This is a genomic window from Halorubrum sp. SD690R (assembly GCF_005435035.1).
GTDB classification, from domain to species: Archaea; Halobacteriota; Halobacteria; order Halobacteriales; family Haloferacaceae; genus Halorubrum; species Halorubrum ezzemoulense.
In genome coordinates this window covers 1-12,831 of the sequence record NZ_SGTV01000011.1, presented here as the reverse complement: position 1 = coordinate 12,831, position 12,831 = coordinate 1, and the positions used below count along the sequence as shown (strand labels likewise).

Annotated in this window: 11 protein-coding genes, 1 tRNA gene and 1 pseudogene; 10 read left to right on the top strand and 3 right to left on the bottom strand. The window is 68.9% G+C overall.

The features are described 5' to 3' along the window. Together EXE41_RS08560 and EXE41_RS08555 are read left to right on the top strand one after the other, a co-directional pair. Window positions 1–1,122, top strand: coding sequence for an ABC transporter ATP-binding protein (locus EXE41_RS08560; protein ID WP_049932846.1), 1,122 nt, complete (start codon window positions 1–3; stop codon window positions 1,120–1,122). Further along, window positions 1,119–2,483, top strand: a complete 1,365-nt coding sequence (locus EXE41_RS08555; RefSeq protein WP_049932847.1) for an ABC transporter ATP-binding protein — start codon at window positions 1,119–1,121, stop codon at window positions 2,481–2,483. The genes EXE41_RS08560 and EXE41_RS08555 overlap by 4 nt, the downstream gene beginning before the upstream one ends. A gap of 73 nt (window positions 2,484–2,556) precedes the next feature. Here EXE41_RS08555 and EXE41_RS08550 read toward each other — a convergent pair whose 3' ends face one another. After that, window positions 2,557–3,057: a hypothetical protein gene (locus EXE41_RS08550; protein WP_049932848.1), complete on the bottom strand. Its 501-nt coding sequence runs from the start codon at window positions 3,055–3,057 to the stop codon at window positions 2,557–2,559. A gap of 184 nt (window positions 3,058–3,241) precedes the next feature. Beyond that, the gene (locus EXE41_RS08545; RefSeq protein ID WP_049932849.1) at window positions 3,242–3,586 is read right to left on the bottom strand and encodes a dihydroneopterin aldolase family protein; all 345 of its coding nucleotides are present in this window, start codon (window positions 3,584–3,586) and stop codon (window positions 3,242–3,244) included. Window positions 3,587–3,675: 89 nt separating this feature from the next. On the opposite strand from EXE41_RS08545, the gene EXE41_RS08540 reads away from it, so the two are divergent. From EXE41_RS08540 to EXE41_RS08510, 8 genes are all read left to right on the top strand, one after another. Next, the gene (locus EXE41_RS08540) at window positions 3,676–4,992 is read left to right on the top strand and encodes an amidohydrolase (RefSeq protein WP_086216825.1); all 1,317 of its coding nucleotides are present in this window, start codon (window positions 3,676–3,678) and stop codon (window positions 4,990–4,992) included. A gap of 458 nt (window positions 4,993–5,450) precedes the next feature. Beyond that, window positions 5,451–7,070, top strand: a complete 1,620-nt coding sequence (locus EXE41_RS08535) for a DNA primase (protein ID WP_137690754.1) — start codon at window positions 5,451–5,453, stop codon at window positions 7,068–7,070. Window positions 7,071–7,188: 118 nt separating this feature from the next. After that, complete coding sequence (locus tag EXE41_RS08530; RefSeq protein WP_086220818.1) at window positions 7,189–8,478, top strand: adenosylhomocysteinase; 1,290 nt, start codon at window positions 7,189–7,191, stop codon at window positions 8,476–8,478. A gap of 70 nt (window positions 8,479–8,548) precedes the next feature. Further along, on the top strand, window positions 8,549–8,698 hold the full coding sequence (locus EXE41_RS19275) for a hypothetical protein (protein ID WP_167373095.1): 150 nt from the start codon (window positions 8,549–8,551) through the stop codon (window positions 8,696–8,698). An 89-nt stretch (window positions 8,699–8,787) separates the two neighbouring features. After that, on the top strand, window positions 8,788–9,546 hold the full coding sequence (nucS, locus tag EXE41_RS08525) for an endonuclease NucS (protein ID WP_049932852.1): 759 nt from the start codon (window positions 8,788–8,790) through the stop codon (window positions 9,544–9,546). Between the two features lie 128 nt (window positions 9,547–9,674). Continuing rightward, on the top strand, window positions 9,675–10,205 hold the full coding sequence (locus EXE41_RS08520; protein ID WP_004599151.1) for a 50S ribosomal protein L16: 531 nt from the start codon (window positions 9,675–9,677) through the stop codon (window positions 10,203–10,205). Window positions 10,206–10,346: 141 nt separating this feature from the next. Further along, the gene (locus EXE41_RS08515; protein ID WP_137690753.1) at window positions 10,347–12,401 is read left to right on the top strand and encodes a DEAD/DEAH box helicase; all 2,055 of its coding nucleotides are present in this window, start codon (window positions 10,347–10,349) and stop codon (window positions 12,399–12,401) included. 49 nt (window positions 12,402–12,450) lie between these two features. Further along, a tRNA-Pro gene (locus tag EXE41_RS08510) sits at window positions 12,451–12,521 on the top strand. A gap of 189 nt (window positions 12,522–12,710) precedes the next feature. Here EXE41_RS08510 and EXE41_RS08505 read toward each other — a convergent pair. Further along, window positions 12,711–12,831, bottom strand: a pseudogene (locus EXE41_RS08505) (IS630 family transposase); the annotation flags it as partial.

Here is a 12,831-nt window from a genome sequence, read left to right as displayed (position 1 = left end):
ATGAGCGAACCACTACTCAGCGTACGCGATCTCAAGACGCAGTTCTTCACCGAGGACGGGACGGTCCGCGCCGTCGACGGCATCTCCTTCGACGTTCACGAGGGGGAGATCGTCGGGCTCGTCGGCGAGTCGGGCGCGGGGAAGTCCGTCGCGACCTCCAGTATCCTCCGGCTGGTCGACAGCCCCGGCGAGATCGTCGGCGGCGAGATCAAGTTCAAAGGCGAGACGATCTTCGGCCTCGAAGAGGACGGCGGCGGCGAGTTGCGCCCGCGCGACGAGATGCTCACCGAAGAGGAGATGCGGAAACGGATCCGCGGCCGCGAGATCGCGATCATCTTCCAGGACCCGATGGAGTCGTTGAACCCCGTCTTCACCGTCGGAGGGCAGCTCCGAGAGTTCATCGAAATTAACCGCGACCTCGGCACCGACGAGGCGAAAGGGGAGGCGATCGACATTCTCCGGGAGGTCGGAATTCCGGCGCCGGAGTCGCGGTACGACGAGTATCCGCACCAGTTCTCTGGCGGGATGCGACAGCGCGTGCTGATCGCGATGGCGCTCGCCTGTCAGCCCGACCTGATCATCGCCGACGAGCCGACGACCGCGCTCGACGTCACGGTCGAAGGCGAGATCCTGGAGATGGTGAAGGACCTCCAAGAGAAGTACGATACTTCGTTCATCTGGGTTACCCACGATATGAGCGTCGTCGCGGAGATCTGCGACCGGGTGAACGTGATGTACCTCGGCGAGATAATTGAGCAGGCGGAGGTGGACGATCTGTTCTACGACACGAAACACCCATACACGTCGGCGCTGCTCGACTCGATGCCGCGCCCCGACGAAACAGTCGACGAGCTCAGGCCGATCAAGGGAGTGATGCCAGAGGCGATCGACCCGCCCTCCGGCTGTCGGTTCCACTCGCGGTGTCCCGAGGCCCGAGAAGTGTGCCGTGAGGTCCACCCCGAGCCGCGGGAGATGAGCGGGGACGCCGAGGGGACGCACACGGCCGCGTGCGTGAAACACGACGCGTTCGACATCGGGTACGACACGAGTCCCCCGATCGACACGGAGGCGACCGGAGGGTTCTCCGCCGGGTTCACCGAGACCGGGGGTGAGGCGGAATGACCAAAGTCGGCCCGCCAGAGTCGGACCCCGAGGCGCTCCTCCAGGTGCGGAACCTCAAGAAGCACTTCGACAACGAGAGTGGACTCCTCGCGGGCGTCCAGCTCGACGACGAGTTCCCGTACGTCTCCCGGTCGACCTCCGATGTCCGCGCCGTCGACGGCGTGGACTTCGACATCAAGGAAGGGGAGACGCTGGGGCTCGTCGGCGAGTCCGGCTGCGGGAAGTCAACGCTGGCCCGTACCGTCCTCAGGCTGCTTGAACCCACCGAGGGAAGCGTCTACTTCCAGGGCAAGGACCTCGCATCGCTGTCCGGCGAGCCGCTGCGACGGATGCGGAAGAACATGCAGATGATCTTCCAAGACCCGCAGTCCTCTCTCGACCCCCGGATGAAGGTCGGGCCGATCGTCGAGGAGCCGATGAAGGCCCACGGCATGCTCGACGAGGAGGGGCGCGAGGCGCGCGCCAAGGAGCTGTTAGAGAAGGTCGGGCTCGACCCGCAACACTACAATCGGTACCCGCACGCGTTCTCCGGCGGGCAGCGCCAGCGCGTGAACCTCGCGCGGGCGCTGTCGGTGAACCCCGACTTCATCGTCTGCGACGAGCCCGTGTCGGCGCTCGACGTCTCGATCCAGGCGCAGGTGCTCAACACGATGGAGGAGCTACAAGAAGAGTTCGACCTCACGTACCTGTTCATCGCGCACGACCTGAGCGTCATCCGCCACATCTCCGACCGCGTGGCGGTGATGTACCTCGGGAACATCGTCGAGCTCGCCGACAAGGAGGAGCTGTTCGAGAACCCGCAGCACCCGTACACGCAGGCGCTCCTCGACGCGATTCCGGTCCCGGATCCGCGGAGCGGGGGGCGGACCGCCCTCCTGTCCGGCGACGTGCCGTCGCCGATCGACCCGCCCTCGGGCTGCCGGTTCCGGACCCGCTGTCCGAAGGTGATCCAGCCGGAAGAGTACGACATGAGCGACGGCGCCTGGCGGAACCTTGTCGAGTTCCAGCGAGCGGTCGAGCGCCGGGCGTTCGAGGAGACCGATCCGGATGTCCTCCGGTCGCGGTACTTCCAGGACGCGGTCCCGAGCGGCGACGCGGGCACCCTGCTCGACGAGGCGCTGGGCCACATCGAGCGCGACAAGTTCGAGGACGCCGAGCGGATCCTCGTCGAGCGGTTCGCGGACCAGAGCGTCTGCGCGACGGCCCGGCCGGCCTACGAGATCGAGTCGGAGATCGGCGACGGCCGCCACTACTCGGCGTGTCACTTGCGCCGCGACGAGGCGGTCGCGACCGCGGTAGACGAGGCCACGGTAGGCGGCGCGGCGCGGCCCGGAACGGAAGCGCCCGAAGCGGACGACTGACCGCCGACCCTTTTTAAAAATCACCTCGCCGCGCGGCGCCTCGGCGGCCCGCTCGCTGACGTCACCGGCGGTGTCAGCGGATCCGTATCTGCGTGGCGTCCTCGTGGCGCTCGTCGGCGCCGGGGACCGGCACGAACACGGAGATCGTGTGGTCGCCGCGATCGGCCCGGACCGATCGGTCGAGCCCGCCGTCGTCGGCGGTGCGGCGGAAGCGACCGTTCCACGTGGCCGTCGCCCGCTTCGTCTCGCCGGCGCGGAACGACAGCGAAGACTCCTCACCGCGAATGTAGCGTCGCTTGTCGGTGGCTTCCAAGACGCCGTCGACCGCCCACCCCCACGAGCGACGCGTCGTCGTCGGGACCTCGATTGGGACCGGCAGGCGGTTGCGGATGATGACCGTGATCGAGATGGGCTCGTCGGGCGCGTACTCGGCGGCGTCCGTGCTGACGCTCACCTCGAGCGCGCGCCGCGCCACCGCCCGCGGTACGACGCGGCCGAGGGCGGTCGAGAGGTAGTTCTTCGTCTCGTCGAAGCCGGTGCGATCCGTCCGACCGTCGTGGCGTCTGTCGACCATGGGCGTCTCTGAAAGCGGGGAATCGGAAGCGTCGGCCGCGTTCGGATTGCGGTAGGCGGGTCGCGATACTAAGCGTTCGGGTCGACGGCGATCGGGTCCGCGTCGGACAGAGTTGGCCCTGACTCTCCGGACCGCGACGGTCGGACCGGCCGAGTCGGCGCCCCCGGACCGTAACGACTCGCCGTCAGTCGTCGACCACGTCGACCAGTTCCATCAGCGGGTACCCGTCTTCCATCGCCATCCGCGTGTGAACCGTGACGCCCTCGTACGCGATCCGCATCTCCACGTCCATCAGCGAGCCGGTGAGCTCCGTGTAGCCGTTCTCGTGGTCGATCGCGTCGGCGACGCGGTCGTCGTGGATGTCGACGGTCACCGCCTCGCAGTGCGGTTGGTTCTCGATCGCCTCCGCCATCGCGGCCTCCATGCTCCGCGTGCTCGACGGGCTGACCGGCGTGCCGGCGAACTGGTGGTACAGCGAGCCGAACTTGATCCCGGCCTCGAAACACGCCTGCTGGGCGTCGGTTGCCATGCCCGCACTGCGGCGGCGCCGGCCTAAGAGGCTTCGGAGGGGCCCGGCGGAACCGAAGCCGTTTGGTTCGAGGAGCGGGATCGGTCCGTATGAACGCGCTTCGCGTGACGGGCGGCCGCGTCCTCCGCCCCGACGGCTCCGTGACCGAGGCCGACGTGACGATCGACCGCGACGCCGGGCGGATCGTCGAGGTACGAGACGTGAGCGCGGACGGCGAGGCGCCGCCCGACGCCGACGAGACGCTCGACGCGTCGGGGTCGCTCGTGATCCCGGGGCTCGTCAACGCGCACACGCACGTCGCGATGACGCTGCTCCGCGGGTACGCAGACGACAAACCGCTCGACCCGTGGCTCCGCGAGGACATCTGGCCGGCGGAGTCCGAACTGACGCCGGACGACGTTGAGGCGGGCGCGGAGCTCGGCGCCCTGGAGATGATCCGATCTGGGACGACCGCGTTCGCGGACATGTACTTCGCGATGGACCGGGTCGCGGACGTCGTCGACCGCGCGGGGCTGCGCGCGCGGCTCGGCCACGGGGTCGTGACGGTCGGCAAGGACGCGGCCGACGCCCGCGCGGACGTCGAGGAGAGCCTCGCGGTCGCCCGCGAACTTGATGGCGCGGCGGACAGCCGGATCCGCACGGCGTTCATGCCGCACTCGCTGACGACGGTCGGCGAGGAGTTCCTCCGCGAGGGGGTCGCGGAGGCGCGGGAGGCGGGCGTTCCGGTCCACCTCCACGCCAACGAGACGGCGGACGAGGTCGACCCGATCGTCGACGAGCGCGGGGAGCGACCGATCGCGTACGCCGAGGACCTCGGCGCGCTCGGCCCGGACGACTTCTTCGCGCACGGCGTTCACGTCGGCGGCGGCGAGATCGACCGGCTCGCCGAATCGGGAACGGCGGTCGTCCACTGCCCGGCCTCGAACATGAAGCTCGCCAGCGGGATGGCCCCGGTTCAGCGGCTCCGCGAGGCCGGCGTGACCGTCGCGCTCGGCACCGACGGCGCGGCCTCGAACAACGACCTCGACGTGTTCGACGAGATGCGCGACGCCGCCATGCTCGGGAAGCTCGCCGCGGACGACGCGAGCGCAGTCCCTGCGGGGGCGGTCGTTGAGATGGCGACGGCCGGCGGCGCGGACGCCCTCGGACTCCCGGGTGGTCGGATCGAGGCGGGTGCGGCCGCCGACCTCGCCGTCGTCGACCTCGACGCGCCGCACCTGACGCCGGTCCACGACCCCGTCTCGCACCTCGCGTACGCGGCCCGCGGGAGCGACGTGCGCCACACGGTCTGTGACGGCGACATTCTCATGCGCGACCGAGAGGTGCTGACGCTGGACGCCGCGGTCGTACAGGAGCGCGCCGCGGCCGCTGCGAGCGACCTCGTCGACCGCGTGGATTCGGCGTAGCGGACGCACGGCTATTCATATATAGAACTGCGGTGGCGCGTGCGACTCGCGCCCTGCGGGCGCTCGTCAGCACGCGCGAGGTCGCCGGCGCGTAGCGCCGGCTGCCAGGGAATCTTCGATTCTCGCTGGAGTCGGCCGACCGGAAGGAGGCCGACGACACTGGGGAGGCGTGAGGCTGCGGTGCCGGGCGGGGAGGGATTCAAAGGGGCAGCCACGGGGGCTTTGGGCGTGTTCTCTGCGGGAGCGACTCGGAATACGACCGGAGAAACGTGTCGCGCGCGAGCGACGACCGAGCCGAATCGGGGGCGAACTCTGGGGGATCACGACCGAGATACTCGCGTTAACGGCGATCAATCAAAACAGACGCAACAGCGCCGTTAACCCGGATACAAACCGGATTAAACCGCGTTAAGCGACTTCGCTTTTTATACCGAAAGGGAGACTGGACCCGAGTGGACATGAGCGAACGCACGAGAGCGATCCTACTGGCCGCAGTCGTCGCGCTCGGCGCCGTGACGGGCGTCGCGGCGACGGGCGTCGCGGCCGCCGACGGCGGCCTCGAAGTGGCCGTCGACGACGCGGACGGCGAACCGACGGTCACGGTGACCGAGAACGACACCGCGGTCGAGAACGCGACGGTCGTCGTGAGCGTCGTCGACGATGACGACGAGAACGCGTCGTACGCGGGGACCGGCGAGTACGAGACCGACGCGAACGGCACGGTCGACCTTCCCGCCGCCGAGGAGGACGTCACCGTCGCGGTGACCGCCGCCGCGGGCGACGACACCGCCTCGACGACGGTCGACCTCGAAGCGCCCGACGGCCTCGAACTCGACGTGGCGAACGCCGAGAGCGAGCCCGTCGTCACAGTGACGAACGACGACGACCCGGTCGAGAACGCCTCGGTGAACGTCACGGCCGTCGACGAGAACGCCTCCTACGCCGGCGCGGGCGAGTACGAGACCGACGCGAACGGCACGGTGACGCTGCCGGCCGCCGAGGAGGACGTGACGGTGAACGTCACGGCCGAATACGACAACGAGAGCGCCTCGGAGACGGTCGACATCGAGGCGCCCGACGGCCTCGAAGTGGCCGTCGACGACACCGACGGCGAGCCCGTCGTCACGGTCACCGACGACGACACCGCGGTCGAGAACGCCTCGGTGACCGTCGCGACCGTCGACGAGAACGCCACCTACGCCGGCGCGGGCGAGTACGAGACGGACCAAGACGGAACCGTCGGCCTCCCGGCCGCCGAGGAGAACGTCACGGTCGAGGTGACCGCCGCGTACGAGGGCGAGAGCGTCTCGACGACCGTCGACCTCACCGTCGGCGACGAGGACGAGGCCGAGGGGCAGCCGTTCGGCCAGCTCGTCCGGGAGTTCATCGAGGACATCGAGGACCGCGAGGGCGGCATCGGTGGCGCGGTCTCCGACTTCGTGACGGAGAACAACCCCGGTAACGCCCCGGACCACGCGGGCGGCCCCGGCGGTCCGGACGACGCGGACGATGGCGACGACGCCGAGAACGAGACCGACGCGCCCGGTAACGCGCCCGATCACGCCGGTCCCGACGGTGAGGATGACGACGAGCGCGGCCCGCCGTCCGACGCCGGCCCCGACCGCGAGGAGGACGGCGACGATGCCGAGGAGACCGAGGGTGATGCTGAAGACGACGACGCCGACGAAGAGGGCGAGGACGCCGACGAGGACGAAGAGGACGAGGAGAGCGCGGAAGACGAAGAGGACGAGGAGAGCGAGGAAGACGAGGCTGAAGACGACGCCGACGAGGAGAGCGAGGAAGACGAGGCTGAAGACGACGCCGACGAGGAGAGCGAGGAAGACGAGGCTGAAGACGACGCCGACGAGGAGGAAACGGAAGCCGACGAGGACGCTGACGAAGACGAAGCGGACGAGGAGGAAACGGAAGCCGACGAGGACGCTGACGAAGACGAAGCGGACGAGGAGGAAACGGAAGCCGACGAGGACGCTGACGAAGACGAAGCGGACGAGGAAGCCGACGATGACGACGGCGAGGGCGGACCGCCGGACCACGCTGGCGGCCCGGGCGGGAACTGACGACGCGGTCCGCAGCTCGGTTCGGTAACGCGGGCGACGGTCGCCGAGACCGACTCTCATTTTGCGGACGCACTCCGGTGTCGGCAGGGTTTAGTGCGCCGTGAGCGAACCGAGAGGTATGAGCGAAACCGCGTATCCGCCGGTGTCACAGCACCTCTCCGACGTCGATGCGGCCCGGGAAGAGGGCCGCCGGAAGATGGACTGGGCGCTCCAGCACATGCCGATATTGAACGCGCTGCGCGAGGAGTTCGTCGACGAGCAGCCGCTCGCCGGCGAGACGATCGCGATGGCGATGCACGTCGAGGCGAAGACGGCGAACCTCGTCGAACTGCTCGCCGAGGGCGGCGCCGAGGTGGCGATCACCGGGTGTAACCCCCTCTCGACGCACGACGACGTGTCGGCCGCGCTCGACGACCACGAGTCGATCACCTCCTACGCCGTGCGGGGCGTCGACGACGACGAGTACTACGACGCGATGCACGCCTGCATCGCCCACGAGCCGACCGTCACCGTCGACGACGGGATGGACATGGTGAAACTCGTCCACGAGGAATACCCCGACCTGATCGACTCCATCGTCGGCGGCGCCGAGGAGACGACCACGGGCGTCGACCGCCTGCGCGCGATGGACGCCGACGGCGAGCTCCACTACCCCGTCTTCGCCGTCAACGACACGCCGATGAAGCAGCTGTTCGACAACGTCCACGGCACGGGCGAGTCGTCGCTCGCGACCATCGCGATGACGACGAACCTCTCGTGGGCCGGGAAGAACGTCGTCGTCGGTGGCTACGGCCAGTGCGGGAAGGGCGTCGCCAAGAAGGCGTCCGGGCAGAACGCGAACGTCATCGTCTGCGAGGTCGACCCGCGGAAGGCGCTCGAAGCGCACATGGAGGGGTACGAGGTGCTCCCCATGGAGGAGGCCGCCGCGAAGGGCGACGTGTTCATCACGACGACGGGCAACCGCGACGTGATCACCCGCGAGCACTTCGCGGAGATGAGCGACGGCGTCCTGCTCGCGAACGCCGGCCACTTCGACGTGGAGGTGAACCTCGACGACCTCGACGACCTCGCCGTGGACCGCTACGAGGTCCGCGACGGCGTCGAGGGGTTCGAGATGCCCGACGGCCGCGTCCTCAACGTCATCGCGGAGGGCCGCCTCGTCAACCTCGCCGCGCCCATCGCCTTAGGCCACCCGGTCGAGGTGATGGACCAGAGCTTCGGCGTTCAGGCGGTCGTCGTCCGCGAGCTCGCCGCCAACGGCGACGCGTACGACGCCGGCGTCCACGACGTGCCCGACGAGCTCGATCGCGAGGTGGCGGACATCAAGCTCGCCGCCGAGGGCGTCGAGTACGACGACCTCAGCGACGAGCAGCGCGAGTACATGGGGAGCTGGGAACACGGGACCTGACCCGGCCGGACGGCGACCGCCGAGCCCGCCGGTTCGACCCGCTTTTGTGCCGCGCGACCGTACCGGACGTATGAATCTCACCGCGGTGTTACACTCCGGATTCGGTGTCTCGGTGTTAGCCGGAATCCTCGTCTCCGACACGACGCTTCGCGTCGCCGCGTTCGCGCTCGGCGCGGTCCTCTTCGTCGCCGGCATTGTCGTGTCGCGGCGCGGCGACTGAGACGAGCCGAACGGCGCGTCGCCTCGCCGAACGGTGACGACCGGCCCCGGCTCGCGTCCTTTTTCCCCCGCGACCGCTTACGAGAGCCAGTGACAGTCACGAGCGTCCACGACCCGAGCCACCGCGAGGCCCTCTGGGAGCTGGAGGACGCCTTCGAGCGCGGCGACCTGATCAGCGTCTTCGGCCGCTGTACGGTCAGCTACGAGGGGCGTGCGGCCTCGGACCTGGGCGCCGGCGACCGACTGCTCGTGTTGAAGCCCGACGGCGCCGCCCTCGTCCACACCGACGAGGGGCGGCAACCCGTCAACTGGCAGCCGCCGGGGTCGGAACACCGCGCCGCGGTGCGCGAGGGACGGCTGCGCGTGCGCTCGACGCGGAGCAACCCCGACGAGACCCTGACCGTCCGCTTCGCGGCCGTCGACCAGCTCTCCGCGATGGCCGTGACCGGCGGCCGCGACCTCACGCTCCACGGGAGCGAGGAGGACCTCCGGACCCGAATCTTGGAGCGCCCCGACCTCGTCGAGCCCGGGTTCGAGCCCCGCGAGACCGAACGCCCGTCCAGCGCCGGTCCGATGGACGTCTTCGGCGTTGACGCCGACGGCACGCCGGTCGTCGTCGAGTTGAAGCGCCGCCGGGTCGGTCCGGACGCCGTGGGACAGCTCGCGCGGTACGTCCGGGCGCTCCGCGAGGAGTTGGGGATCGAGGCGAACGACGGCGAGACCGACGACGCGGACTCGCCGGAGGTGCGCGGGATCTTAGTCGCCCCGTCGGTCACCGACCGCGCCGCGGAGCGGCTCGCGGAGCGCGGCTTCGACCACGTCGCGCTCGAACCGACGCCGGAGGAGTGAGCGGGCGGCGTGTCAACGCAGACCGCAATCCGGCGGATCGCCGGCGCTGACTCCCTGAGGAGCCGCGGCGGACGCCTCGCTATCGAAGGGTTTATCGCCGCAGCGCGGGCTACATCGGACAAGTAGCCATGTCTGACAAACCCGCCTCTATGTATCGGACGATCGACAAGCCGTCGTACACCCGCCGCGAGTACATCACGGGTATCCCCGGCTCGAAGATCGCCCAGCACAACATGGGCGACCTCTCCGCGGAGCCGGACGACTACCCCGTCCAGATCAGCCTCCGCGTCGAGGAGGAGCTCCAGGTTCGACACGGGTCGCTGGAGAGCGCGCGCCTCTCGGCGAACCGCCACCTGATCAAGGAGCTCGGCGAGGGCAACTACAAGATGACCCTCCGCAAGTTCCCCCACCAGGTCATCCGAGAGAACAAGCAGGCGACCGGCGCCGGCGCGGACCGCGTCTCCGACGGGATGCGCCAGGCGTTCGGCAAGCCCGTCGGCACCGCCGCGCGGCTCAACAAGGACGACGTCGTGTTCACCGCCTACTGCGACGTCGAGCAGGCCTCCGTCGTGAAGGAGGCGTTCCGCCGCGCGTACAACAAGCTCTCCCCGCCGTGCCGGATCACGGTCGACCGCGGCGAGAAGCTGCTCGTCTCGTAGACCCCTCGACCCCGACCCCGTCCGTGAGGCGGGTTTTTCTCCGCGCGTTCGCGTGACGTAGCCGCGGCGCCGCGTGTCTCCGAACCGGTTCCGATCCCCGAGCCGAACACCTGAAATACCTCGCTCGCGTACCGCACGGCAGTGTCACAGCAGCTGGCCGAGGTCGAGACGCTGTTCCTCCACGAGGCGCGGAGCGACTACACCGTCGTCGCGAACCGCGACGGCAAGCGCGTGCTCCGCGGGCGGCTCGAACTCAAGAAGACCTCCGCGGGCCCGCGCCCGGGGAAGTTCCGGGTGATCCGCGACGGGGAGGACCACCCCCGCCAGCCGGACGAGTTCGTCGACCTCGCGCGGGCGGCCGGTCGGATCCGCATCTCCGAGCAGACCTCGCCGGAGAACCGGACGCGGCTGAAGGAGATGCTCGACGGCTACCAGCTGGAGGCGACGGCGGTCCGGACCTGCCGGCGCTGCGCGAGCGACGGGCGCTACGGGCCGATCACGAGCGAGGACGCCATCGACCACAACGGCGAGCTGATCTGTCGGGACTGCGCCCGCCGGGAGCTAGAGCGGGAGCTGTCGTACAAAGGGGAGTTCACGGGCGCGGCCGAGGAGCGATTGGAGGAGCTGCTGTACGAGTCGGGCGACCTCGACCGGATCGTGAGTCTCCTCCAGGGCGGACTCGACCCCGACCTCACGAAGTACGACGAGGTGTCGGCGAACGTCGACGACGTCTCGCCCGTCCGGACCGAAGACTTGGACCTCCATCCGGACCTCTCTTCGCACCTCCAAGGCCGCTTCGAGGAGCTACTGCCGGTCCAGAGTCTCTCCGTGCGGAACGGCCTGCTCGACGGCGACGACCAGCTCGTGGTGAGCGCCACGGCGACGGGGAAGACGCTCGTCGGCGAGCTGACCGGGATCGACCGCGCGCTGAAGGGGGACGGGAAGCTGCTCTTCTTGGTCCCGCTCGTCGCGCTCGCCAACCAGAAGCACGAGGACTTCGAGGACCGCTACGGCGACCTGCTCGACGTCTCCATCCGGGTCGGCTCCTCGCGGGTGAACGACGACGGCAACCGCTTCGACCCGAACGCCGACGTGATCGTCGGCACCTACGAGGGGATCGACCACGCGCTCCGGACGGGCAAGGACCTCGGCGACGTGGGGACGGTCGTCATCGACGAGGTCCACACGCTGAAGGAGGGCCAGCGCGGCCACCGGCTCGACGGGCTCATCTCCCGGCTGAAGTACTACAGCGAGGACCGGATGGAGACCCGCGCGGGCTACGACGGGACGCAGTTCGTCTACCTCTCGGCGACCGTCGGGAACCCGGAGTGGCTCGCGGAGAAGCTCCGCGCGACGCTCATCGAGTACGAGGAGCGCCCGGTCCCCATCGAGCGCCACGTCACCTTCGCTGATAGCCGTGAGAAGGCCCAGATCGCCGACAAGCTCGTGAAACGCGAGTTCGACACGAAGTCGTCGAAGGGGTACCGCGGGCAGACGATCATCTTCACCAACTCGCGGCGGCGCTGTCACGAGATCAGCCGCAAGCTCCGGTACGACTCCGCGCCGTACCACGCCGGCCTCGACTACGGGCGCCGGAAGAAGGTCGAGCGCATGTTCGGGAATCAGGACCTCTCGGCGGTCGTCACCACCGCGGCGCTGGCGGCCGGCGTCGACTTCCCCGCCTCGCAGGTGATCTTCGACTCGCTGGCGATGGGGATCGAGTGGCTCTCCGTCCAGGAGTTCTCGCAGATGCTCGGGCGCGCCGGACGCCCGGACTACCACGACCGCGGCCGGGTCTACCTCCTCGTCGAGCCGGACGGCGTCTACCACGGGTCGATGGACCGCACGGAGGACGAGGTGGCGTTCACCCTGCTGAAAGGCGAGATGGAGGACGTGGCGACGCACTACGACGAGACCGCGGCCGCCGAGGAGACGCTCGCGAACGTCGTCGTCGCCGGCAAGAAGGCGAAGCGCCTCAACGACCGGATGATCGGCGAGGTCCCCACCAAGCACGCGCTCGGGAAGCTGCTGGAGTGGAACTTCATCGACGGCTTCGAGCCGACGCCGCTCGGCCGCGGGGTGACGCGGCACTTCCTCGCGCCCGACGAGGCGTTCTTCATCCTCGACTCGGTCCGGAAGGGGACCGACCCGTACGACATCGTCGCCGACCTCGAACGGCGCGACGACGAGGAGTGACGACGCGCAACGAAACCCTTTAGCGGCTCTTCGGGGTATGTAGGAGTACGGGACCGTGGGTTAGTGGTATACTCCGAGCCTTGGGTGCTCGTGACCCCGGTTCGAATCCGGGCGGTCCCATTCTGCTGTTGCGAACAATCCGTGAGCAGTGGCGACTATTTACAAATAAGAGGCGGTGGCGCGTGCCTGCGAGGCCGCCCCGCGGCCGAGCAGCACGCGCGAGGGAGTCAGTCACCGGAGCGAAGCGGAGGCGACTGACGAGGCTGGGGAGGTGTGAGGTGCGGTCGCGGTGCGGGGTGGGACTCATACTCACGGACATAAATACGTAAACACATCTGGGATTTCGACCCGGTCGAGTGCAGAGAGAGCAGCCTCACGGAGATCGTCGAGTGTGTCAAACAGGCGGTTCCCAAGTTCTTGATCAAGTTGT

Bases quoted from the DNA above. Each gene is read 5' to 3' on its own strand.
- EXE41_RS08530 (WP_086220818.1), top strand. From the start codon at position 7,189: ATGAGCGAAACCGCGTATCCGCCGGTGTCACAGCACCTCTCCGACGTC.
- EXE41_RS08540 (WP_086216825.1), top strand. From the start codon at position 3,676: ATGAACGCGCTTCGCGTGACGGGCGGCCGCGTCCTCCGCCCCGACGGC.
- EXE41_RS08550 (WP_049932848.1), bottom strand. From the start codon at position 3,057: ATGGTCGACAGACGCCACGACGGTCGGACGGATCGCACCGGCTTCGAC.
- EXE41_RS08535 (WP_137690754.1), top strand. From the start codon at position 5,451: ATGAGCGAACGCACGAGAGCGATCCTACTGGCCGCAGTCGTCGCGCTC.
- EXE41_RS08560 (WP_049932846.1), top strand. From the start codon at position 1: ATGAGCGAACCACTACTCAGCGTACGCGATCTCAAGACGCAGTTCTTC.
- EXE41_RS19275 (WP_167373095.1), top strand. From the start codon at position 8,549: ATGAATCTCACCGCGGTGTTACACTCCGGATTCGGTGTCTCGGTGTTA.
- EXE41_RS08545 (WP_049932849.1), bottom strand. From the start codon at position 3,586: ATGGCAACCGACGCCCAGCAGGCGTGTTTCGAGGCCGGGATCAAGTTC.
- EXE41_RS08555 (WP_049932847.1), top strand. From the start codon at position 1,119: ATGACCAAAGTCGGCCCGCCAGAGTCGGACCCCGAGGCGCTCCTCCAG.
- EXE41_RS08520 (WP_004599151.1), top strand. From the start codon at position 9,675: ATGTCTGACAAACCCGCCTCTATGTATCGGACGATCGACAAGCCGTCG.